The 21,959-nt window shown below is 72.3% G+C and carries 14 protein-coding genes; 4 read left to right on the top strand and 10 right to left on the bottom strand.

Features of this window, described 5'->3' with window-relative positions:
* Positions 1 to 71: 71 nt before the first annotated feature.
* The 3 genes from ilvN to AB0B83_RS16595 form a co-directional block, all read right to left on the bottom strand.
* Positions 72 to 587: an acetolactate synthase small subunit gene (ilvN, locus tag AB0B83_RS16605; RefSeq protein WP_089001623.1), complete on the bottom strand. Its 516-nt coding sequence runs from the start codon at positions 585 to 587 to the stop codon at positions 72 to 74.
* A complete protein-coding gene (locus tag AB0B83_RS16600; protein WP_132232554.1) occupies positions 587 to 2,473 on the bottom strand; it encodes an acetolactate synthase large subunit in 1,887 nt (628 codons plus the stop codon). The genes ilvN and AB0B83_RS16600 overlap by 1 nt, the downstream gene beginning before the upstream one ends.
* Before the next feature lie 267 nt (positions 2,474 to 2,740).
* Entirely contained in the window at positions 2,741 to 5,083 is a 2,343-nt protein-coding gene (locus tag AB0B83_RS16595; protein ID WP_357578926.1) for a bifunctional diguanylate cyclase/phosphodiesterase, read from the bottom strand.
* A gap of 110 nt (positions 5,084 to 5,193) precedes the next feature.
* Between AB0B83_RS16595 and ilvD the strand changes: the two genes are divergently transcribed.
* Positions 5,194 to 7,041 (top strand): dihydroxy-acid dehydratase, encoded by a 1,848-nt coding sequence (gene ilvD, locus AB0B83_RS16590; RefSeq protein WP_357578925.1) that lies wholly within the window; start codon positions 5,194 to 5,196, stop codon positions 7,039 to 7,041.
* Between the two features lie 251 nt (positions 7,042 to 7,292).
* Here the strand turns inward: ilvD and AB0B83_RS16585 are convergent, their stop codons facing one another.
* Complete coding sequence (locus AB0B83_RS16585) at positions 7,293 to 7,886, bottom strand: hypothetical protein (protein WP_357578924.1); 594 nt, start codon at positions 7,884 to 7,886, stop codon at positions 7,293 to 7,295.
* 318 nt (positions 7,887 to 8,204) lie between these two features.
* Here AB0B83_RS16585 and AB0B83_RS16580 point away from each other — a divergent pair, with 318 nt between their 5' ends.
* The gene (locus AB0B83_RS16580) at positions 8,205 to 8,945 is read left to right on the top strand and encodes a hypothetical protein (RefSeq protein ID WP_357578923.1); all 741 of its coding nucleotides are present in this window, start codon (positions 8,205 to 8,207) and stop codon (positions 8,943 to 8,945) included.
* Between the two features lie 85 nt (positions 8,946 to 9,030).
* Here the strand turns inward: AB0B83_RS16580 and AB0B83_RS16575 are convergent, their stop codons facing one another.
* The 6 genes from AB0B83_RS16575 to AB0B83_RS16550 all read right to left on the bottom strand — a co-directional run bounded on the left by AB0B83_RS16575 (position 9,031) and on the right by AB0B83_RS16550 (position 17,079).
* Complete coding sequence (locus AB0B83_RS16575) at positions 9,031 to 10,734, bottom strand: SulP family inorganic anion transporter (RefSeq protein ID WP_357578922.1); 1,704 nt, start codon at positions 10,732 to 10,734, stop codon at positions 9,031 to 9,033.
* A complete protein-coding gene (locus AB0B83_RS16570; RefSeq protein ID WP_311411009.1) occupies positions 10,731 to 11,069 on the bottom strand; it encodes a metalloregulator ArsR/SmtB family transcription factor in 339 nt (112 codons plus the stop codon). The genes AB0B83_RS16575 and AB0B83_RS16570 overlap by 4 nt, the downstream gene beginning before the upstream one ends.
* 307 nt (positions 11,070 to 11,376) lie before the next feature.
* Positions 11,377 to 13,821, bottom strand: coding sequence for a glycoside hydrolase family 2 protein (locus AB0B83_RS16565; protein WP_357578921.1), 2,445 nt, complete (start codon positions 13,819 to 13,821; stop codon positions 11,377 to 11,379).
* Positions 13,818 to 14,705, bottom strand: coding sequence for a carbohydrate ABC transporter permease (locus tag AB0B83_RS16560; protein ID WP_357578920.1), 888 nt, complete (start codon positions 14,703 to 14,705; stop codon positions 13,818 to 13,820). Before AB0B83_RS16560 ends, AB0B83_RS16565 begins: the two co-directional genes overlap by 4 nt.
* Positions 14,702 to 15,718 carry a sugar ABC transporter permease gene (locus AB0B83_RS16555; protein ID WP_357578919.1) on the bottom strand — a complete coding sequence of 339 codons (1,017 nt, stop codon included), beginning with the start codon at positions 15,716 to 15,718 and terminating at the stop codon, positions 14,702 to 14,704. The genes AB0B83_RS16560 and AB0B83_RS16555 overlap by 4 nt, the downstream gene beginning before the upstream one ends.
* A gap of 71 nt (positions 15,719 to 15,789) precedes the next feature.
* The gene (locus tag AB0B83_RS16550; protein ID WP_357578918.1) at positions 15,790 to 17,079 is read right to left on the bottom strand and encodes an extracellular solute-binding protein; all 1,290 of its coding nucleotides are present in this window, start codon (positions 17,077 to 17,079) and stop codon (positions 15,790 to 15,792) included.
* A 385-nt stretch (positions 17,080 to 17,464) separates the two neighbouring features.
* Between AB0B83_RS16550 and AB0B83_RS16545 the strand changes: the two genes are divergently transcribed.
* Positions 17,465 to 18,484, top strand: coding sequence for a LacI family DNA-binding transcriptional regulator (locus AB0B83_RS16545; protein ID WP_132232532.1), 1,020 nt, complete (start codon positions 17,465 to 17,467; stop codon positions 18,482 to 18,484).
* A gap of 377 nt (positions 18,485 to 18,861) precedes the next feature.
* Positions 18,862 to 21,873 carry a carbohydrate binding domain-containing protein gene (locus AB0B83_RS16540; protein ID WP_357578917.1) on the top strand — a complete coding sequence of 1,004 codons (3,012 nt, stop codon included), beginning with the start codon at positions 18,862 to 18,864 and terminating at the stop codon, positions 21,871 to 21,873.
* Positions 21,874 to 21,959: the final 86 nt, after the last annotated feature.

Raw genomic sequence — 21,959 nt, 5'->3', positions numbered from 1 at the left:
GTCCCAGGCGGCGCCACGCGCCGGCACTGGTCGGGCGGTCCCGGCCGGCGCGGGCGCCGGCCGGGTCGGGGTCAGGCGGCCCGGAGCGAGGGTCCGGCGGTGATGGAGCGCGAGCCGCGCCCGATCGCCACCAGCCCGGACTGGACCATCTCCTTGATCCCGAACGGTTCGAGGTCGCGCAGCAGCGCGTCGAGCTTGTCCGGGGTGCCGGTGGCCTCGATGGTCAGCGTGTCCGGCGCCACGTCGACCACCCGGGCCCGGAACAGGCCCACCGTCTCCAGCACCTGGGCCCGGGCGGCGCGGTCGGCGCGCACCTTGACCAGGAGCAGCTCCCGGGCGACCGAGACCTGCGGGTCCAGCTCGACGATCTTGAGCACGTTGACCAGCTTGTTGAGCTGCTTGGTGACCTGCTCCAGCGGGGACGACTCGGCGTTGACCACGATGGTGATCCGCGAGACGTCCGGGTTCTCGGTCTCCCCGACGGCGAGACTGTCGATGTTGAAGCCGCGCCGGGAGAACAGCCCGGAGACCCGGGCCAGGACGCCCGGCTTGTTCTCCACCAGGACGCTCAGGGTGTGCATGGTCATCAGATGTCATCCTCGTCGAAGGCCGGGCGGACGCCCCGGGCGAACATGATCTCGTCGTTGCTGGTGCCGGCGGCGACCATCGGCCATACCATGGCGTCCTTGCCGACGACGAAGTCGATGACCACCGGGGCGTCGTCGATCGCCATCGCGGCGGCGATGGTCGCGTCGACGTCCTCGGCGTTCTCGCAGCGCAGGCCCACGCAGCCGAGCGCCTCCGCGAGCTTCAGGAAGTCGGGGATGCGGTGCTTGTGGGTGCCGAGGTCGGTGTTGGAGTAGCGCTCCCCGTAGAACAGGGTCTGCCACTGCCGCACCATGCCGAGGTTGCCGTTGTTGATCACGGCGATCTTGACCGGGATGCCCTCCAGCGCGCAGGTGGCCAGCTCCTGGTTGGTCATCTGGAAGCAGCCGTCGCCGTCGATCGCCCACACCACCGTGTCGGGCTTGCCGACCTTGGCGCCCATCGCCGCCGGCACCGCGTAGCCCATCGTGCCGAGGCCGCCGGAGTTCAACCAGGTGTACGGCTTCTCGTAGGAGATGAACTGCGAGGCCCACATCTGGTGCTGGCCGACCCCCGCGACGTAGATCGCGTCCGGGCCGACGAGCTCGCCGAGCCGCTTGATCACATACTGCGGGGAGAGGGTGCCGTCGGCCGGCTCCTCGTAGCCCAGCGGGTACCGCTTGCGCAGGTCGTCGAGCTGGGTCCACCAGTCGGCGAGGTCGGCACGCCGGCCGGCCGCCTGCTCGTTGGTCACCGCCGCGATCAGCTCGTCGATGACGTGCCGGGCGTCGCCGACGATCGGGACGTCCGCGTGCCGGTTCTTGCCGATCTCGGCCGGGTCGATGTCGGCGTGCACCACCGCCGCGTCCGGGGCGAACGAGTCCAGCTTGCCGGTGACCCGGTCGTCGAAGCGGGCGCCCAGGGCCACGATCAGGTCGGCCTTCTGCAGGCCGTAGACCGCGGAGACCGTGCCGTGCATGCCGGGCATGCCCAGGTGCTGCGGGTGCGAGTCGGGGAACGCGCCGAGGGCCATCAGCGTGGTGACCACCGGGATCCCGGTCAGCTCGGCCAGCCGGCGCAGCCCCTCCGTGGCGCCGGCCTTCAGCACGCCGCCACCGACGTAGAGCACCGGGCGCCGGGCGGTGGCCATCAGCCGGGCCGCCTCGCGGATCTGCTTGCCGTGCGGGTGCAGGGTCGGGCGGTAGCCGGGCAGGTCCAGCGTCGGCGGCCAGGTGAAGGTGGTGGGCGCCTGGAGGACGTCCTTGGGGATGTCGACCAGGACCGGCCCGGGCCGGCCGGTGGCGGCCAGGTGGAACGCCTCGGCCAGCACCCGGGGGATCTCCTCGGCCTCCTGCACCAGGAAGTTGTGCTTGGTGACCGGCAGGGTGATGCCCTGGATGTCCGCCTCCTGGAAGGCGTCCGTGCCGATCGAGGGCCGCGCGACCTGACCGGTGATCGCCACGATCGGCACCGAGTCCATGTACGCGTCGGCGATCGGGGTGACCAGGTTCGTCGCGCCGGGACCGGAGGTGGCCATGCAGACCCCCACCCGGCCGGTCGCCTGGGCGTAGCCCGTCGCCGCGTGCCCGGCGCCCTGCTCGTGGCGGACCAGGATGTGCCGGACGGTGGAGTCGTAGAGCGGGTCGTACGCCGGCAGGATGGCGCCGCCCGGGATGCCGAAGACGACGTCGACGCCGAGCGCCTCGAGGGACCGCACGAGCGAACCGGCGCCGCTGACCTGGGCCGGAGCGGGTGTGCGTACCCCCGGAACAGCCGGGGTGGCCGCGGTGCGGGCGGCGCCGGCGTGCTCGGCGTCGCTCGCGGGCTCGGCGACCGTGCGGGCCCGCCGGGCGGAGTGGGCGAGTGTCTCTGGCGTGGGTCTCGTCATGGCGGTTCAGGCCTTCGGCTGGAGTGGGTGCGGCTGTTCGAGCGGGTGACGCGGGCGACGCCCGGCGTCGATGGGTCCGACGGCAACAAAAAAGCCCTCGTGCAGGTTGCACGGGGCCAGCGCACTCTCGACATGGAGAGTGCGCTCAGGTAAGTACTCGCAGCGACCGGTACGACGACATGCGGCAAGCCTGACGCATCTCACGCGATGAGTCAACTGATCCCACATGTTGGTTCACGGACCGCCGGGTTTCACCCGTCCGGGGCGCTAGGAACCCTGCTCCACCTGCGCGGACCCCGGCCCGGAGGGGCGCGGGGCGGGCAGCGTCGGCAGCCGCCGGGGCGGCGGCGCCGCGGGCGGGCCGGCCGGGGCGGGCGTCGGGGCCGGGCGGGCCCCCGGGGACGTGGCCGCCTCCAGCATCGCCTCCAGGTGCTCGGCCGGCACGCCCCAGCCGAAGAGCGCTCCCTGGCCGAACCGGCAGCCGGCGGCGACCACGGCGGCCAGCTCCGTCGGCGTGGTCACCCCCTCGGCGATGACCTCCAGACCGAGCTGGTGGCCGAGGCGCATGACGATGTCGACCATCGGCGCGAACGCCGGGCCGTCCCGGCCCACCGGACGCACCGGCTCGTGCTCCGCGACCAGCCCGTGGTCGATCTTGAGGATGTCGATCGGCAGGCGGCGCAGCTGGCCGAGCGAGGAGTATCCGGCGCCGAAGTCGTCCAGCGCGATCCGGACACCCGTCAGCCGCAGCGCCGTCAGCCGCCGGATCAGCTCGTCCAGGTCCGTCGCGACGGCGTGCTCGGTGACCTCCAGCACCAGCCGCTGCGGCGGCACCCGGTGGGCGCGCAGCGCCTCGGCGACCTGGACCACGTATTCCGGGGCGTGCAGCTCGCGGGGGGACACGTTGACCGAGACCCACACGTCGTGGCCGTCGGCCAGCCAGCGGGAGAGCTGGTGGCACGCCTGGTGCAGCACCCAGGCGCCCAGCTTGGCGATCATCCCGCACTCCTCGGCCAGCGGGATGAACTCGTCCGGGCCGACCTTGCCCAGCACCGGGTGCCGCCAACGCAGCAGCGCCTCCGCGCCGACCGGGCGCACCGAGGGCAGCGAGGCGACCGGCTGGAACACCAGGCGCAGCTCGTCGCGCTCGATCGCGCCGCGCAGCTCGTGCTCCAGCGTGGTACGCCGGCGCAGCAGCTGGTCGTACGCGGCGTCGTAGCGCTCGATCCGGTTCTTGCCGCGCTGCTTGGCGTAGCGCAGTGCCAGGTCGGCGTGGCGCAGCAGCAGCTCCACGTCGGGCTCGCCCGTCCAGCCGGCCACCCCGATGCTCACCGACAGGAAGACCGGCCCCTCCGGCTGCTCGTAGGCGCGCCCGAGCACCCCGAGCAGGCGCTCGGCGACCCGGTCCGCGTCGGCCGGCTGGCCGTGCATCAGCACCGCGAACTCGTCGCCGCCGAGCCGGGCCGCCACGTCGCCGGGGCGCAGGTTGGCGCGCAGCCGCTCGCCGACCTCGGCCAGCACCGCGTCGCCCACGTCGTGGCCGCGCATGTCGTTGACGTGCTTGAAGCCGTCGAGGTCGAGCCCGAGCAGCACGCAGGGGACGCCGGCCTCGGCGCACCGGTGCAGCGCCTGCAACAGCCCCCGCCGGTTGGCCAGCCCGGTGAGCTGGTCGGTGTGTGCCAGCTCGCGGAAGTGCGCCTCCCGCTCGGCCAGCCGCCGGGCGTAGCCGCGCACGTCGTGCAGCGTGAGGTACTGCCGGGTCACCAGGGCGAAGCCCTCCACGCTGCCGGCGACGATGCCGAGCGCGTCGAACCGGCCGTCCTGGAGCAGGTGGTACATCGCCGAGGCGGCCATGGCGAACATCGGGACGAACGCGTACGCGCCGTCGCGGCGGATCAGGTCGGGGGGCGGCCGGTCCGCCGCGTCCGGGCGGCGGGCGGCCGACGCGGCGGCGACCAGGCCGGCGGCGAGCACTCCCGCCCCGGCCAGCGCCATGCCCGGCCCGGCCTGGCAGAGACCGGTGGCGATGCCGAGCCCGCCGCAGGTCACGGCGGTGGCCCCGGCGCCGACCCAGGCGGCGCGACCGCGCGGCGGCGGGGCACGGAAGGCCACGATCAGGGCGAGCCCGGCCGTCAGGACCGCGCTGACCGTGGCGAGCAGGATCGGCACGCAGGCCACCGGGGTGGCGTCGCCGAGCAGCCGGGTGGGCTCGGAGAAGACCACCCAGCCGACGAACCAGAACGCCGTCGCCATCACCAGGCCGTCGAGCGCCAGCCGGACGGTGGCCGCCGCCGTGGCGGCCACGCCCGGCAGCCGGAGCAGCCCGGCGGAGAAGAGCAGCCCGCTGGTCGCCGTGCCGATCGCCACGACGCCGGCCCAGCCGGTGTGCCCGTCCGGGGTGTGCCCCGCGTGCCCGGCGGTGGCGAGCGCCACGGCCGCCCCGACCAGCAGGGTGACCAGCGCCACCCCGGACGCGGCGGCGAGCAGCGCGTACGCCTGCCGGTGCGGCCCGGCGCCGCGCCGGGCGCCGACGGCCGACAGCGCGGCGGCCGCCGCGGCGACCAGCCCGCACAGCACCGCGACCGCGACCATGCCCGGGGGGAACTGCACGTCCCAACTGTGCCGGATGCGCGCGCGGCGTGGGGGCCCGGGTGTGCAACCTTTGGGACACGTCGCGCACGGCGGCCGGGCGTCCCGGCGGCGGTGTAACACTTGTGGGCATGCCTGAGCTGCGGTCGAAGACCTCCACGCACGGTCGGACGATGGCCGGCGCCCGGGCCCTCTGGCGGGCCACCGGGATGACCGACGACGACTTCGGCAAGCCGATCGTCGCCATCGCCAACAGCTTCACCCAGTTCGTACCCGGTCACGTGCACCTCAAGGACATGGGTGGGCTGGTCGCCGAGGCGGTGGCGGAGGCCGGCGGCGTGGGCCGCGAGTTCAACACGATCGCCGTGGACGACGGCATCGCCATGGGCCACGGCGGCATGCTCTACTCCCTGCCCAGCCGGGAGCTGATCGCCGACGCGGTGGAGTACATGGTCAACGCGCACTGCGCCGACGCCCTGGTCTGCATCTCGAACTGCGACAAGATCACCCCGGGCATGCTGCTGGCCGCCCTGCGGCTGAACATCCCGGCCGTCTTCGTCTCCGGCGGGCCGATGGAGGCCGGCAAGACCGTGGCGATCGAGGGCGTCGTGCACTCCAAGATCGACCTGATCGACGCGATGATCGCCTCCTCCAACGAGGCCGTCACCGACGACCAGCTCGGCGAGATCGAGCGGTCGGCCTGCCCGACCTGCGGATCCTGCTCCGGCATGTTCACCGCCAACTCGATGAACTGCCTCACCGAGGCGATCGGCCTGGCGCTGCCGGGCAACGGCTCGACGCTGGCGACCCACGCCGCACGCCGGTCGCTCTTCGTCGAGGCCGGCCGCACCGCCGTGGAGATCGCCAAGCGGTGGTACGACGGCGACGACGCCTCCGTGCTGCCCCGCGCGGTGGCCAGCCGGGCCGCGTTCGAGAACGCCGTCGCGCTCGACGTGGCGATGGGCGGCTCGACCAACACGATCCTGCACCTGCTCGCCGCAGCCCGCGAGGCCGAGCTGGACTTCGGCGTCGCCGACATCGACGCCGTCTCCCGCCGGGTGCCCTGCCTGGCCAAGGTCGCCCCGAACTCCCCGAACTACCACATGGAGGACGTGCATCGGGCCGGCGGCATCCCGGCCATCCTCGGCGAGCTGGACCGGGCCGGCCTGCTGCACCGGGACGTGCACGCGGTGCACTCCCCCAATCTGGAGCGCTGGCTGGCCGACTGGGACGTGCGGGGCGGTTCGCCGACGCCGGAGGCGGTCGAGCTGTTCCACGCCGCCCCGGGCGGGGTGCGCACCGTCGAGCCGTTCTCCACCACCAACCGCTGGTCGTCGCTGGACACCGACGCCGCCGGGGGCTGCGTGCGGGACCTCGCGCACGCCTACAGCGCCGACGGCGGGCTGGCGATCCTGCACGGCAACCTCGCGCCGGACGGCTGCGTGGTGAAGACCGCCGGGGTGCCCGAGGAGTGCCTGACCTTCCGCGGCCCGGCCAAGGTCTACGAGTCCCAGGACGACGCCGTCGAGGCGATCCTCAACAAGCGGATCGTCGCCGGCGACGTGGTGGTGATCCGCTACGAGGGCCCGAAGGGTGGCCCCGGCATGCAGGAGATGCTCTACCCCACCTCGTTCCTCAAGGGCCGGGGGCTGGGCCGCTCCTGCGCGCTGCTCACCGACGGCCGCTTCTCCGGCGGCACCTCCGGGCTCTCCATCGGGCACGTCTCCCCGGAGGCGGCCTCCGGCGGGCTGATCGCCCTCGTCGAGTCCGGCGACGAGATCGTCATCGACATTCCGGGCCGGTCGATCGCGCTGAACGTGGCCCCGGACGTGCTGGAGGCCCGGCGCATCGCGCAGGAGAAGCGCGACAGGCCGTACACCCCGGTCGACCGGCAGCGGCCGGTGTCCGCGGCGCTGCGCGCGTACGCCTCGATGGCCACCTCCGCCAGCGACGGCGCCTACCGGCGCGTCCCGGAGTAGCCGCCGCGGCGGGCCGTCTTCGTGAGCGGGTGTCCGTGCTCCCGGGACGGTGGCGCCGTACGGCCCTTCGCCGAGGGCGAAGGGTCGTGCGGACGCTTTCGAGCTGGGTCGTTGGTGACATCAGGCGGGTGACGTCCGGGCCGCGCCGCGCCACCAGCCGGCGGTGAGTCGTCCACGCCGTCAGAAGGACAACGGTGTCGTGCACCGGGTGCGACGCACCTGGGAACGTCGCACCCGTGGCAACCGAAGGCTCAGCCGGCGAACAGCGTTCCGAGGTCCTTGTACGCCTGGTCGAAGCGGGCCATCGCCGCCGCGATGTTGGGCTCTGGCTGCGGATCACCGAGCGCCTTCTGCATCAGTTCGAGCCCGCCAACCAGGTTCTCCCCGCTCGCCACCAGCGACGGCTGCGGATCCGGGTCGCCGTGGAACTTCTCGTTCTTCAGGTCCGCCCAGCCGACCTGGCGGAGCTTCACCTCTGAACCCTCCAGCAGTTTCGCCGACGTCCAGAAGCTCTCCGTCGCCAACTCCCGCAGGTGCTCGGCCTTGACCGGGTCCGCGGCCTGCGCCGCCTCCCCCAGCAGCGACATGCCTCGACCCAGCCGGTGCAGATACTCGAATCGCTTCTCCGGGTCGATCCGGTCCCACAACTCGTAGACCGGCGGGCAACTCAGACACTCGATCGGCCCGATCGGTCTCGGTTTGAACTCCGGCAGCACGATCTCATGACAGTCGAAGATCGGCCGACCGCCGAACTCACCAACCTGGAAACAGATCTTCACCGGTTGGCCAGCGGCACTGGCTGGTGTGGCCGGTACCAGCAGCGCCGCAGTGACGACGAGCGCCATCGTGAGCAGTATGCGACGAAAACGACTCATGTAATACCTCCCGAGAGAGACGTCGATGCCTCGTCATTGTTGACTGTCGATGCAATGAGACGCAGCAAGGATGTTTGTCCATCCCGTGACCGCGTCCCGAGCAGGACTGTCGGATGGGCAACACTCCCTGGCTCCACTGAGGAGTGCGGCGTCGAATGGAGCCATGTCCCCCGATCTTTGCCCCGGCACAGGTGAGCGACCCGGAGCGGCGCGGTGAACCAGCCGAGTCCACCACCTTCGGACAGACGGGTCGTGCTGGTGTCGACGGCTGCCGGCGTGGTGGGCGCGGTGGCGGGCGTCATGCAGTGGCTGACCAGCGCCGGCGCCTGGGCCGTGGTGGCGGTCGGGCTCGCCGGCCTCGCCGCGGCCTGCTGGGCGCTGGGGTGGCTCTGGATGCAGCGCCGCCCCGTACTCGCCACCGTGGTGGTGCTGATCCTGGTGGTCCTGTCGGCGGTGACCGGCGCGGCCACCGACCGCATCGTGGGCCGGAGCACGGGTAAACCCACGACGGTCGCGGCGACCCCCACCCCCGACGACCGACCGACCAGCGCTGTCCCGACGTCCCCCACCTCAGCGCCGACCTCCCCGGCGACACCGACCGGCCGTCCCACCGACCCGACCGAGGCCCCCGATCCGAGCACCACCGCGAGCCCGACCTCCGACGGCGTGAAGCCTCCGAGTCGCACCGACAAGGGGGTCACCCTCTCGATGAGCTACTCCCTCGACCTCGACTCCACGGTCACGAACTGGAAAGTCCAGTACGGTTATTCGCTCGGCCAGGGCCTGGACGTGTATCTGAACCGCGGGTCCCCACCGGTGCGGACCCCTGGCGACGTCGTCGTGGTCGACGGGACGCCGTCCGAAAGCGCCTGCGAGACGTCCGTCACCCGGCAGAACGACATCCTCAGCGAACAACTCCGGACAGACCAGTCCTTCTGTGTGCGGACAACAGAGAAACGTTGGGCGTGGTTGACCGTCAAGCGCTACGAACCAGGGAAGACGCTCACCTTCGACGTGATCGTCTGGTAGCGGCGGGCACGGGCCCCCAGTCACCACCCCGAACTCGTCGCCTCCGCTCGCACTTCGCTCCTCAGCCGGAGCGTGCCGACGCTGCTCACCCAGCCCTGGCCGCCTCCTGAGCGTCGTCGCCGGCCAGGCCTTCCCTGCCGGGCAGCACGACGGTGCGGGCGTACCGGATCGCGGCCGGGGTGTCGGGGAAGACCAGGCCGTCGCGGCGCAGCTGGTCGGCCACGCCGAGAGTGGCCAACACCTGGTCGTGGCCGGGGACGATGCCGGAGAGCAGGACGGTGATGCCGCGTTCCTGGAGCCGGAGGATGGCGTCGCCGAGCACCTGCGCGCCGGTCGCGTCGAGGGTGCTCACGCGCGACATCCGCAGGATCACCACGCGCACGTCGGCCACGTCGGAGAGTTGGAGCAGGAAGCTGTGCGCGGCGGCGAAGAAGAGCGGGCCGTCCAGCCGGTAGGCCACTATGTGGTCGGAGAGCAGGGCCTGTTCCTCGGCGCTGTGCTCGCCGGGGTCGAGGGGAACCTGTTCCACGCGGGCAGTACGGGCCACCGCGCGCAGCGCGATCACGATCGCCACGCCCACCCCGACCGCCACGGCGGTGACCAGGTCCAGCGCCACCGTGACCGCGAAGGTGAGCACCAGCACGAGGGCGTCGCCCTGGGTGGCACGGGCCAGCGCCCACAGGGCCCCGGCCTCGACCATCCGGACCGTGGTGGCCAGTAGGACACCGGCCAGCGCGGCGAGCGGGATCCGGCCCACCAGGGGCGCGGCGGCCAGCACGATCCCGGCGAGGGCGACGGCGTGGGTGAGCGAGGCCAACTTCGAACTCGCGCCGGCGCGCACGTTCACCGCCGTACGGGCGATGGCGGCGGTGGCCGGGATCCCGCCGAACACGGGGGCGGCGAGATTGGCCAGCCCTTGGCCGAAGAGTTCGCGATCGGGGTCGTGGCGCTGGCCCACGGTCATCTGGTCGGCCACGGTGGCGGAGAGCAGGCTCTCCAACGCGGCCAGCGCCGCGACAGCGAGGGCGGAGGGCAGCAGGACCCCGACGGCGTCGAGGTCGAGAAAGCCCAGCGAGGGCGCGGGCAGGCCGGCGGGCAGGGCGCCGATGCGGACCAGTTCGACCGGAGCGGTCTCGGCCAGTACGGTCGCGGCGGCCACCCCGAGCAGGGAGAACGGCAAGCCGGGACGCCATCGGGCACCGAGCAGCATCATCGCCGCCACGCCGAGGGCCACCGCGACAGGGACCGGCCGTGGATCCGCGACGAACCGGACGACCGCGTCGGCGGCGACGGCCCAGACGCGATCGCCGTGCGCATCGGTGACCCCGAGCGCGGCCGGCACCTGTTGCAGGGCGATGACCACCGCGATGCCGGCGGTGAACCCCTCGATCACGGGGACGGGCAGGTAGTGGACGTACCGGCCGAGGCGGGCGAGGGCCAGTGCGATCAGCACCAGCCCGGCCAGTACCCCGACCATCAGCACCCCGGTGGGGCCGAACTGCTGGACCACCGGCACCAGCACCACGGTCATCGCCCCGGTCGGCCCGGAGACCTGGAGGTGGGAGCCGCCGAAGACGGCGGCGACGGCGCCGGCCACCACCGCCGTCACCAGCCCGGCCTGGGCCCCGAGCCCGGAGGTGACGCCGAAGGCCAGGGCCAGCGGCAGCGCCACCACGGCCACGGTCAGCCCGGCGAGCAGGTCGCGCCGGGGCGCGCGGCGCACCGCCAGCCAGTCGGCGCGTGGTGGCAGCAGCCCGACGAACCGGTCACGCACCGACAGTGTGCTCACCGGTCCCGCCCGTCGGCCCGAAGCTGGTCCAACAGCGCGTCGCGGTCGGTGAGGACGGCGCCGAGGATGCGGCGGCCGGCGGCCAGCAGGTCCGCCACGTCCGGGGTGCTGAGGGCATAGACGACGAGGGCGCCGTCGCGGCTGGAGGTGACCATGCCGGCCCGGCGCAGCACCGCGAGCTGCTGGGACAGGTTGGACGCCTCCACGTCGATCGCCGCCAGCAGGTCGCGGACCGGCTTCGGCCCGTCCTGGAGCAGCTCCAGCACCCGGATCCGCACCGGGTGGCCGAGGGTGCGGAACAGCTCCGCCTTCGCCTGGTAGAGCGGTACCGACACGTCAGCCTCCGTCACGCGACGCCACATCCGATTGCCGACTTTAGCACTTGCACAAATCTTCAACTCGCAACGTCGACCGGGCCCGCCCCATCCGGGGCGACGAGGGTCGGCAAGGGCGGCTACCGCTGCGGGCACCGCCGCCGCTGTCACCAGGGAGGCAACCACGTGGACCAGCGGATAGTCGATCAGCGCTCCCCAGACACCGGGCCGCCTGCCCCGGGGTGCGCACGACGGAGATCTTGGTACGGAACGGCCCCTCCGGAGGCCGGATCTTGCCAAGATCTCCGTCGTGCGCACCGGCGCCGGGTCAGCCGGCGAGATCGTTGACGCAGCGTAGGACGGGGCGGGTGGTCAGGGCCGCCGGGTCCAGCGGCCCGGCCGCGCGCACCGTGAACGTGGCCGACTCACCCGGCAGGAGGGTGACGAGCGCCTCGTCGGCCTCGGCCGCCGGGTCGAGGCGGTCCGGGAAGAGCGTCAGGTCCCGCAGGACCGTGCGGGCGGTTACCCGGACCCGCTGGCCGCCGTCGACCGGCTCGACCGCCGCGTCGTACCGGGCCGCCGGCCAGTCGGCGTCGCGGTCCTCGGCGAAGAACCACAGCGCCCGCTCCGCCGTCCCGCCCGCCTCGGCCACCAGCAGCTCACGCCGGGCCTCCTCCGGCCGCGCCAGCTCCGCCGGCAGCGCCAGCTCCAGCCTGGCGTACGCGGGGACGTCCACCTCCAGCGTGGTCTTCGCCCGTGGCTCGCCGGCCAGGGTCAGCCGGGTCACCGACGCGGTCGCCCGCCACGGGGTCGCCCCGTCGTTGACCGCGACCAGGGCCAGGCCGCCCTCGCGGGGCTGGGCGGTCAGCAGCCGGTCGGCGTACGCCCGGCGCAGCGCGTACCACAGGGGCTTGCGGCGGCCGTCGCCGTCGACGGCCGACCAGGAGGTCACCGGCCAGCAGTCGTTGAGCTGCCAGACGATCGTGCCCGCGCAGACGTCCCGGTGGGAGCGGAAGTGCTCGACGGCGAGCTGGATCGCGCGCGCCTGGTTGAGCTGGGTCAGCCAGTGCCAGTCGTCGAAGTCCGCCGGTGCCGGCAGGTGCGCGTCGAGCCCGCGCCGGAGCTTGGCGTCGCCGTCGATGGCCTTCTGGTGGTGCGCCATGCCGGGCGAGTCGGGTGCCAGGGGCTCGTCCGAGAGTGCCCGGCGCAGCGTCGCGTACGCGGGCGGGGCCTGGTAGCCGAACTCGGCTACGAAGCGCGGCACGTACTCGCGGTACTTCGTGTAGTCGTCGGTGTTCCAGACGTCCCAGATGTGCGTGGTGCCGTGCGCCGGGTCGTTGGGGTGGATCTCCTCGCGGCCGGACCACGGGCTGCCGGGCCAGTACGGCCGCGTCGGGTCCAGTTCGGCCACGATCCGGGGCAGCAGTTCCAGGTAGTAGCCGCGTCCCCAGGTGCGCCCCGCGAGGGGCTCCTGCCAGTCCCAGTCGTGCCAGCCCCAGATGTTCTCGTTGTTGCCGGTCCAGAACACCAGCGACGGGTGGGGGGCGAGCCGGAGCACCTGCTCGGCGGCCTCGGCGGCCACCTCGGCGCGCAGCGGCTCCTCCTCCGGGTAGGCGGCGCAGGCGAAGAGGAAGTCCTGCTGCACGAGCAGGCCCAGCTCGTCGGCGAGGTCGTAGAAGTCGTCCGACTCGTACCGGCCGCCGCCCCAGACGCGCAGCAGGTTGACGTTCGCGTCGGCGGCCTGCCGGAACCGGTGCGCCAACCGGCCCCGGGTGATCCGGGTGGGGAACGCGTCGTCGGGGATCCAGTTCACCCCCCGGACGAAGACCGGAGTGTCGTTTACGTGCAGCGCGAACGGGGTGCCGTGCGCGTCGGGGGTGGTGTCGAGGCGTACGGAGCGGAAGCCGATCCGCCGCGACCAGGTGTCGAGCGGGTGGTCGTCGTCGTGCAGGGTCACCTCCAGCGGGTGCAGCGGCTGGTCGCCGTACCCCCTGGGCCACCAGAGCGCCGGGTCGCGGACGGTGAGGGTCAGCGCGGCCGTGCGCTCCCCCGCCGGGATCGTCGCCTCGGCCGCCGCGCCGGCGACGGTCGCCCGCACGCTGAGCGGCGCGTCCCCGGCCCGCTCGACCTCGACGTGCAGCTCCACCCGACCGTCGCCGGCCTCGACGGTCACCAGGGGACGCACGACGGCCAGCCGCGCCGTGGACCAGGCGTGCAGCCCGATCTCCTGCCAGATGCCGGCGGTGACCAGGGTCGGCCCCCAGTCCCAGCCGAAGTTGCAGGCCATCTTGCGGATGAACGGGAAGGGCTCCGGGTAGGCGTTCGGCCGGTCCCCGAGCCGGTCCCGCTGCGCCTCGGCGTAGCCGTAGGCGGAGTCGAAGCGTACGGCCAGGGTGTTGGACCCGGCGACCAACCGCGACCGGACGTCGAAGCGGTGGCCACGGTGCATGTTCTCGGCGCGGCCGACCTCGGTGCCGTTGAGGGTGAGCGTGGCGACGGTGTCGAGGCCTGCGCAGACGAGGTCGACCCGCTCGTCGCCGCCCGGCCGATGGGTGAAGGTGGTCTCGTAGACCCAGTCGGTGCGGCCGATCCAGGCGAGGCCCTTCTCGTTGTCGTCCAGGTACGGGTCGGGGATCAGGCCGGCAGCCAGCAGGTCGGTGTGCACGCAGCCAGGAACGGTGGCCGGCACCACGCGGCCCGCGATCCCTGCCGGCACCTGCGGCCCTTCCACCGCCCGCAGGGTCCAGCCCTCGTGCAACGCTTGCCGGGTCACGACTTCACCGCACCTTCCATGATTCCGCGGACGATCTGACGGCCACCGATGAAGAGCATCACCAGCAGCGGGAGGGTGGCGACCAGGGCGCCGGCCAGCACCCGCCGGTACAGCACGTAGTTGCCGCTCGCGAGGTCGGAGAGCGCGACCATCGAGGTCGGGTAGTCGGTGCCACCGAGGGTGATCAGCGGCCACTGGAACTCGTTCCAGGTGGCGACGAAGGTCAGCAGGCCGAGCACCGCCATGGCGGGCCGGACCGCCGGCACCACCACGCTCCAGAAGATCCGCATGGTGCTCGCACCGTCCATCCGCGCGGCCTCCACCAGCTCGTCGGGGACCGCGTCGAGGATGAACTGCCGCATGTAGAAGACGCCGAACGCGGTGACCAGGCCGGGCACGATCACCGCGAGGAGGGTGCCGTTCCAGCCGCCCTCGCCGGGCATCCGGCCCATCAGGATGTAGAGCGCGACGACGCCGAGCTGGTTGGGCACCGTCATGGTCAGGACGACCATGACCATCAGCGCGTTCCGGCCCTTGAAGCGCAGCTTGGCGAAGGCGAAGCCAGCCAGCGCGCAGAAGAAGAGCACCGACGCCGTCACCACCGACGACACGATCACGCTGTTGCCGAGCGACTGGAGGAAGAACACGTCCTGCATGGAGAAGACCTCCCGCAGGTTCGTGACGAGCTGCCCGCCGGGCAGCACCTGCGGCGGGATCTGCGCCAGGGCCTCGTCGGTGTTCGTGGCGATGACGAACATCCAGCAGAGCGGGAACGCCGAGAACGCGATCACGACGCTCAGGAACAGGTAGGTCCAGACGCTGCCGGGCATGTGCTGCGGCGCCCGACCCGTCAGCGCCCCCCGCCGGGGATTCGAGGCGCTCATTTCTTCCCACCTCCCAGGCGGTTGGTCACCAGGGCGTTGATCGCCGCGACGAGCAGGGTGACCAGGAAGAGGGCCCAGGACATGGCGGCGGCGTAGCCGAGGTTGAGGTCCCGCCAGCCGACCTTGTAGATGAGCTGCGCGACGGTCTGCCACTGCCCGTCGTCGCCGCCGAGGCCCAGGGCCGGGTTGGCGTCGAAGAGCATCGGCTCGGTGAACAGTTGCAGGCCGCCGATGGTGGAGAGCACGACGGTGAAGATGACCACGGGCCGGATCATCGGCACGGTGATCCGCCACAGCTGGCGCCACGGCCCGGCCCCGTCGACGGCGGCGGCCTCGTAGACGTCGCGCGGGATGGACTGCATGGCGGCCAGGTAGAGCAGCGCGTTGTAGCCGATCCACTTCCAGTTGACCATGGTGGCGATGGCGATCCACGAGGACCACTTTGCGGACCGCCAGTCGATCGGCTCGGTCTCGCCGATGCCGAGCAGCGACAGCGCCCAGTTGGCGATGCCGGTGTCCCGGGCGAAGACCACGGAGAAGATCAGCGTGGAGGCCGTCACCGGGGTGATGTACGGCAGCAGCACCCCGACCCGGAACCAGGTCTGGGCCCGCAGCTTCCGGTTCAGCAGCGACGCGACGATCAGCGCCAGCAGCAGCTGCGGCACCGTGGAGAGCAGGAAGATGCCGAAGGTGTTGGCCAGCGCGTTGAAGAAGTCGTCGTCGGTGAAGAGGCGGCGGAAGTTCTCCAGCCCGGCCCAGCCGGTGAGCGTCGGGTCGTCGAGCCGCCAGTGGCGCAGGGCGACGACGCCGTTGAAGACGATCGGGAAGAGCCCGAAGACGGCGAAGAGCAGGAAGAACGGGGCGATCAGCAGGTACGGCACGTAGCGCACGTCGAAGCGGTACAACCGGGTACGCCAGCCGCCCGGCTCTGGTCGGCGGCCCCGGCGTTCGGCCGTCGCGCCGGGCTCCTGGCCGGGCCGGGGCGCCGTGGGGGCGGCGCGGGTGGTGGACATCGGGGCACCTCCAGGCACCGAAGTCAGGGCCGGTCGGGCGCGGCACGGGCCCGCCCCGACCGGCCGTGCGGTCAGGACTTGGCGGCCTTCTCGGCTTCCTTGACCGCCTCGGTCCACGCCTGGTCGGGCTTGCCCTTCAGGTTTCCGGTGGCCAGCCGGTTCAGCACGTTCTCCACCGCCACCCGGGTCGGGCCGTTGCGCTTGCCGAGGTACTGCGGGGTCAGGCTCTCCGCCGTCTTGGAGAAGATCTGGCCGAGCGGGGCGTTGTTGAAGAAGGGGTTGGTGAAGTCCCTGATCGCCGGGTCCTGGTAGAGCGCCGGCTGGGACGGCAGGTTGCCGACCTTCTTGAAGATCTCGATCTGCTGCTCGGGCTGGATCAGCCACTCGACGAACTTGTACGCCTCGTCGACGTTCCTGCCCTGCTTGGGGATGGTCAGGAACGAGCCACCCCAGTTGCCGCCCCCGCCGGGGATCGCGGCCACGTCCCACTTGCCGCTGGTGCCGGGGGCGGTGTTCTTGATGTGCCCCTGCATCCAGGCCGGGCAGGCGAGCACGGCGAAGTTGCCCTTGACGAAGCCGCTGTTCCACTCGGGGGAGAACGCGGTGAGGTTGGCCGAGAGGTCCGCGGCGATGGTCCGGGCCGCCACGTCGAAGGCGACCTTCGGGCCGCCGTCCATCTTGAGCGCCTCGCTCTCGTCGTAGAAGCCGACCGGCTGCTGCCCGAGGACGGGGTTGAAGATGTTGGTGCCGGCGTCGATGAACTTCTTGCCACTGCGGGCCGTGTACTGCTGGCCGACCTCGATGAACCTGTCCCAGGTGGGCCAGAGCGCGGAGACCTGGTCGCGCCCGGTGGGCAGGCCGGCGGCCTTGAACAGGTCGGTGCGGTAGCACATGGCCAGGCCGCCCACGTCGGTGCCGAGGCCGATCTGGGTCTTCCCGTCGGGCGTCAGGGTCTGCTTCCACTTCCACGGCAGGTACTTCTGCTCGTACGTGCCGGCGCCCTTGTCGAGCAGGTTGACGAACTTGTCGGCCTGGCCGCGGAACTGGACGACGAAGCCCTCGTCGACGGCGGCGATGTCCGGCGCGCCGGAGCCGGCGACGAGCTTCTTCTGGAGGTCCTCGTGCTGGGCGTTGTACTCGCCGGTGTTCAGGCTGATCTTGACGTTCGGGTTCGCGTCCTCGTACTTCGTCTTGAGCTCGTCGAGCCCGAAGTCGCCCCAGAAGTTGATTTTCAGGGTGACCTGGCCGCCCGCCTGGGAGTCGCCGCCACCTCCGCTGTTGCCACTGCACGCCGCGACCATGACCAGGCTGACCGCGCCGACGGCGGCCGCCGTGGCCCAGTGCGTCAAGGACCGTCTCATGTCATCCTCCGCGCCAGATGGGAACGCTCCCGACATCGAGAGTCGTTGACTGAACCGGATAAGTTCCGCCACCGTACGGTCCGGTTTCGGCGCTGTCAACGGGCAGTCACGATCGGTGCATCGCGGTAATCTGCACCTGCCGTGGGAGCGCGATCATGAGAGGTGGAGGCATTCCTGCGAGACACCGGGGCGCGGTCCTGCGGCACGGTCCGGGACCGAGCCGAGCCACACCAGATCACTTAACCGGGAAAGCCGGCGACCGGCCCGATGCCGCGCACCGGTCGTGCCGACCCTTTCCGGGGCCGGTGCAGTAGCGTGGACCGCCGCCGGTCGCCCCGGCCTCGTGGTGACACCCGCCCGGGCGGGAGAGTGGAGGAGTACGCCGGTGAAGCGGCCCACGATCGCCGACGTCGCCCGGCGCGCCGGGGTGTCCAAGGGGGCGGTCTCCTACGCGCTGAACGGCCAGCCCGGGGTCTCCGAGGCCACCCGGCAGCGGATCCTCGCCATCGCCGCCGAGATCGGCTTCAACCCGAGCCGCGCCGCCCGCTCCCTCTCCGGGGCCACCGCCGACGCGGTCGGCCTCGCCCTCTGCCGCCCCGCCCGCACGCTCGGCATCGAGCCGTTCTTCATGGAGCTGATCAGCGGCGTCGAGGCCGAACTCTCCGCCCGGTCGTACGCGCTCACCCTCCAGGTGGTGGCCGACCAGGAGGCGGAGGTCGCGGTCTACCGCCGGTGGTGGGGTGAGCGCCGCGTCGACGGCGTCCTCGTCTGCGACCTGCGCGCCGACGACCGCCGGGTGCCGGTGCTGGAGGAGCTGGGCCTGCCCGCGGTGGTGATCGGCGGCCCGGGCGGCACCGGCGGGCTGGCCAGCGTCTGGTCCGACGACGCGGCGGCGCTGGTGGAGACCGTGGAGTACCTGGTCGCCCTCGGCCACCGCCGGATCGCCCGCGTCGGCGGCCTGCCCGCCCTGCTGCACACCGAGATCCGCACCGAGGCGTTCACCCAGGTGTGCCGCCGGCTCGGCCTGGCCGACGCGGTCACGGTGCCGTCGGACTACACCGGCGAGGAGGGGGCGCGCGCCACCCGGCGGCTGCTCAGCTCGGCCGGCCGCCCCACCGCCGTGATCTACGACAACGACGTGATGGCGATAGCGGGGCTGTCGGTGGCCCAGGAGATGGGCCTCGCCGTGCCGGGCGAGGTGTCCATCGTGGCCTGGGACGACTCGCCGCTCTGCCAGCTGGTGCACCCGCCGCTGACCGCGCTCGGCCGGGACATCCCGGCGTACGGCGCGCACGCCGCCCGGGAGCTGCTGGCGGTGATCGGCGGCGCGCCGGCCCGGCAGGTGCAGGACGGGACCGCCCACCTCACGCCCCGGGGCAGCACGGCCCCGCCGCGCGCGGGCTGAGCCGGACCGCGCCGACCCGGGCGCCCCGCCCGCCGGCCTCCCGGCCGGGGCGACGGCAGGAGCCGTAGGCACCGGCCCACCTTAACCGGTTAATTGACCCCCCGGGCCGCGCTGCGGCGCCCCGGGCCACCCGCCCGCCCGGCTCGGCACGTCCGGGGCCGGCGGGGCTTCGTCCGATCAGTGTGAACGTCTGGTGTCGAGACGTTGATGGTGGTAACTTTCTCGCCACTTGCAAGACCTTGCAGAAACATTCGTCATCCTGTGACGCAATCCGTCACGTCACTGTCCGGTCCGGGCAATCCCCCACAGTCAACGACTGTCACGCAAGGCACCCCGTCCCCTCGGCCCCCGCCGACAACCACCCCCGAGGAGCTCCGATGCATCCCAGCACCGGACGAAGACGACGGACGATCGCGGCCGCGCTGGCCGCCGGGATCGCCGTCGGGCTGGCCCCGCTCAGCACGGCCTCCGCCGCGAACTCCGTGACCGTCTACTACCGACCCGCCGCCAGCTGGACCGGCCAGGTCAACGTCCACTACGCGCCGGACGGCGGCGCGTGGACGGCCGTGCCCGGGGTGGCGATGGAGGCGGCGTGCGCCGGCTGGCGCAAACGCACCATCGACGCCGGTAGCGCCACCGGCCTCCAGGTGGTGTTCAACCACAACGGCGTCACCTGGGACAACAACCGGGGCGCGAACTACCGCACCGGCACCGGGACGGTGACCGTCGCGGACGGCGTGGTCGGCACGGGCGACCCCTGCGCCGGCACCCCCTCGCCCACGCCCACCCCGTCGGACCCGCCGACCGGCCGGACGGCCGACGTGTGGTACCACGTCGGGACCAGGGGCTGGGCCGCCGCGAACATCCACTACCAGCCCGCGGGCGGGGCCTGGACCACCGTCCCCGGCGTGCCGATGCAGGCGGGCTGCGCCGGATGGGCCCGCCGGGTGGTCGACCTCGGCACCGCCGCCACGCTCCGGGCGGCCTTCAACAACGGCGCCGGCGCCTGGGACAACAACAACGGCGCGGACTACACCCTGGGCTCCGGGGTGAGCACCGTCAAGGCGGGGGTGGTGACCGCCGGCGCAGCCGCACCGTGCCAGCCCGACACGCCGGACACCACCGCGCCGTCCACTCCCACGGGACTGGGCGCGACCGCGAACGGGCTGCGCGTCGCGGTCTCCTGGGCCGCGGCCACCGACGACCGCGGGGTCACCGGCTACCGGCTCACCCGCACCGGTGGGTCGCAGGGCACCGTCACGGTGACCACCGCCGGCACCGGCCACGTCGACGACGCGCTGAGCCCGCAGACCCGCTACGAGTACACCGTCCGGGCGTACGACGCGGCCGGCAACACCTCCCCGGCCAGTGCCCCCGTGGCGGTCACCACCGGCACCACCACGCCCCCGCCCGCGGCCGGCACCCCGCTCGGCGGCGACCCCCGCGAGGACAGCATCTACTTCGTCATGACCGCCCGGTTCGCCGACGGCGACGCCACCAACAACCGGGGCGGCAGCCAGCACGTCAAGTCGGGCAACGCGGCCAACGACGACCCGATGTTCCGCGGCGACTTCAAGGGCCTGATCGACAAGCTCGACTACGTCAAGGGGCTCGGCTTCTCCGCCCTCTGGATCACCCCTGTCGTGCTGAACCGGTCCGACTACGACTTCCACGGCTACCACGGCTGGGACTTCCAGCGGGTCGACCCGCGGCTGGAGAGCCCCGGCGCGAGCTACCAGGACCTGATCAACGCCGCGCACGCCAAGGGCATCAAGGTCTTCCAGGACGTGGTCTACAACCACAGCTCCCGCTGGGGCGCCAAGGGCCTGTTCACCCCCACGGTGTACGGCACCCGCGACGAGCAGTGGAAGTGGATGTACAGCAAGCAGGAGCCGGGCCGCGCGTACGACCCCATGGTCGAGCACCCCGGCACCGACCCGGAGCTGACCCCGGCGCAGAACGCCCTCGCCAAGGGGCGGCCCTACAACGGCGACGTCTGGTCGACCACGGCGCCGACCGGCAACCAGTGCCCGCGCTGGGGCGCCCCGGCCGGCACCAGCCCCGAGGGCTTCCGCCTCTACGAGTGCCAGTGGCCGACCCCGACCAGCAAGCTCTTCCCGGCCGACCTGTACCACCAGTGCTGGATCGGCAACTGGGAGGGCGAGGACTCACGCAGCTGCTGGCTGCACGAGGACCTGGCCGACTTCAACACCGAGAACGCCACCGTGCAGAAGTACCTGATCGACACGTACAACAAGTTCATCGACATGGGGGTCGACGGCTTCCGCATCGACACGGCCGTGCACATCCCCCGGGTCACCTGGAACCGGCGCTTCCTGCCGGCGATCCAGCAGCACGCGCTGGCCAGGCACGGCGAGAAGGGCCGGGACTTCTACGTCTTCGGCGAGGTCGCCGCGTTCGTCAACGACAAGTGGAACCGGGGCTCGGTGAACCACTCGGCGCAGTTCTTCACCTGGAAGGAGCGCAAGGAGTACAGCCCCGACGACGTGCGCGCCGCCATCGAGCAGTACGACCACGAGCAGCTGCTCGGCCCGAACGGGCAGCCGACCAGCGACAACGCGTTCCTGCGCGGGAACACCTACCACGCGCCGGACCACTCGAAGTTCTCCGGCATGAACGTCATCGACATGCGCATGCACATGAACTTCGGCGACGCGAACAACGCCTTCGGCAACGGCAAGGACTCCGACGACAGCTACAACGACGCGACCTACAACGTCGTGTACGTCGACAGCCACGACTACGGCCCGAACAAGTCGAACACCCGCTACACCGGGGGCACCGGCGCCTGGGCGGAGAACATGAGCCTCATGTGGACGTTCCGGGGCATCCCGACGCTCTACTACGGCTCCGAGATCGAGTTCCAGAAGGGCGCGAAGATCGACTGCGGGCCGACCTGCCCGCTGGCCACCACCGGCCGGGCCTACTACGGCGGCCACCTCCAGGGCACGGTCACCGCGGCCGACTTCGGCCGGGTCAGTGCCGCCACCGGGCCGGTCGCCAGCACCCTGGACAAGCCGCTGGTCAAGCACGTGCAGCGGCTCAACCAGATCCGCCGGGCGGTGCCGGCCCTGCAGAAGGGGCAGTACTCGACCGAGGGGATCAGCGGCGCCATGGCGTACAAGCGGCGCTTCACCGCCGGCGGCGTGGACAGCTTCGCGCTGGTCACGGTCTCCGGGAGCGCGACGTTCACCGGCGTGCCCAACGGCCGGTACGTCGACGCGGTCACCGGCGACGTCCGGACGGTCACCAACGGGACCCTGACGGCGACGGTCAGCGGGCAGGGCAACCTGCGGGTGTACGTGCTGGACCTGCCGGGCAACCCGGCGCCGGGCAAGGTCGGCGACACCGGCCCCTACCTGCGGTGACGCCGGCGTCGGAGGCGACCGGACCGGCCGCCTCCGACACCGCCGGCGGGGCCCCCCCCCCCCCCGCCCGTGTGGACCGCGGGGCG

Source organism: Micromonospora sp. NPDC049060 (genome assembly GCF_040649055.1).
Taxonomy (GTDB): domain Bacteria; phylum Actinomycetota; class Actinomycetes; order Mycobacteriales; family Micromonosporaceae; genus Micromonospora; species Micromonospora reichwaldensis.
Note: the sequence above shows the minus strand (reverse complement) of the source record. Positions and strands in the feature narration are given on the sequence as shown.

Bases quoted from the DNA above. Each gene is read 5' to 3' on its own strand.
- AB0B83_RS16550 (WP_357578918.1), bottom strand. From the start codon at position 17,079: ATGAGACGGTCCTTGACGCACTGGGCCACGGCGGCCGCCGTCGGCGCG.
- ilvD (WP_357578925.1), top strand. From the start codon at position 5,194: ATGCCTGAGCTGCGGTCGAAGACCTCCACGCACGGTCGGACGATGGCC.
- ilvN (WP_089001623.1), bottom strand. From the start codon at position 587: ATGACCATGCACACCCTGAGCGTCCTGGTGGAGAACAAGCCGGGCGTC.
- AB0B83_RS16600 (WP_132232554.1), bottom strand. From the start codon at position 2,473: ATGACGAGACCCACGCCAGAGACACTCGCCCACTCCGCCCGGCGGGCC.
- AB0B83_RS16560 (WP_357578920.1), bottom strand. From the start codon at position 14,705: ATGAGCGCCTCGAATCCCCGGCGGGGGGCGCTGACGGGTCGGGCGCCG.
- AB0B83_RS16555 (WP_357578919.1), bottom strand. From the start codon at position 15,718: ATGTCCACCACCCGCGCCGCCCCCACGGCGCCCCGGCCCGGCCAGGAG.
- AB0B83_RS16540 (WP_357578917.1), top strand. From the start codon at position 18,862: ATGCATCCCAGCACCGGACGAAGACGACGGACGATCGCGGCCGCGCTG.
- AB0B83_RS16585 (WP_357578924.1), bottom strand. From the start codon at position 7,886: ATGGCGCTCGTCGTCACTGCGGCGCTGCTGGTACCGGCCACACCAGCC.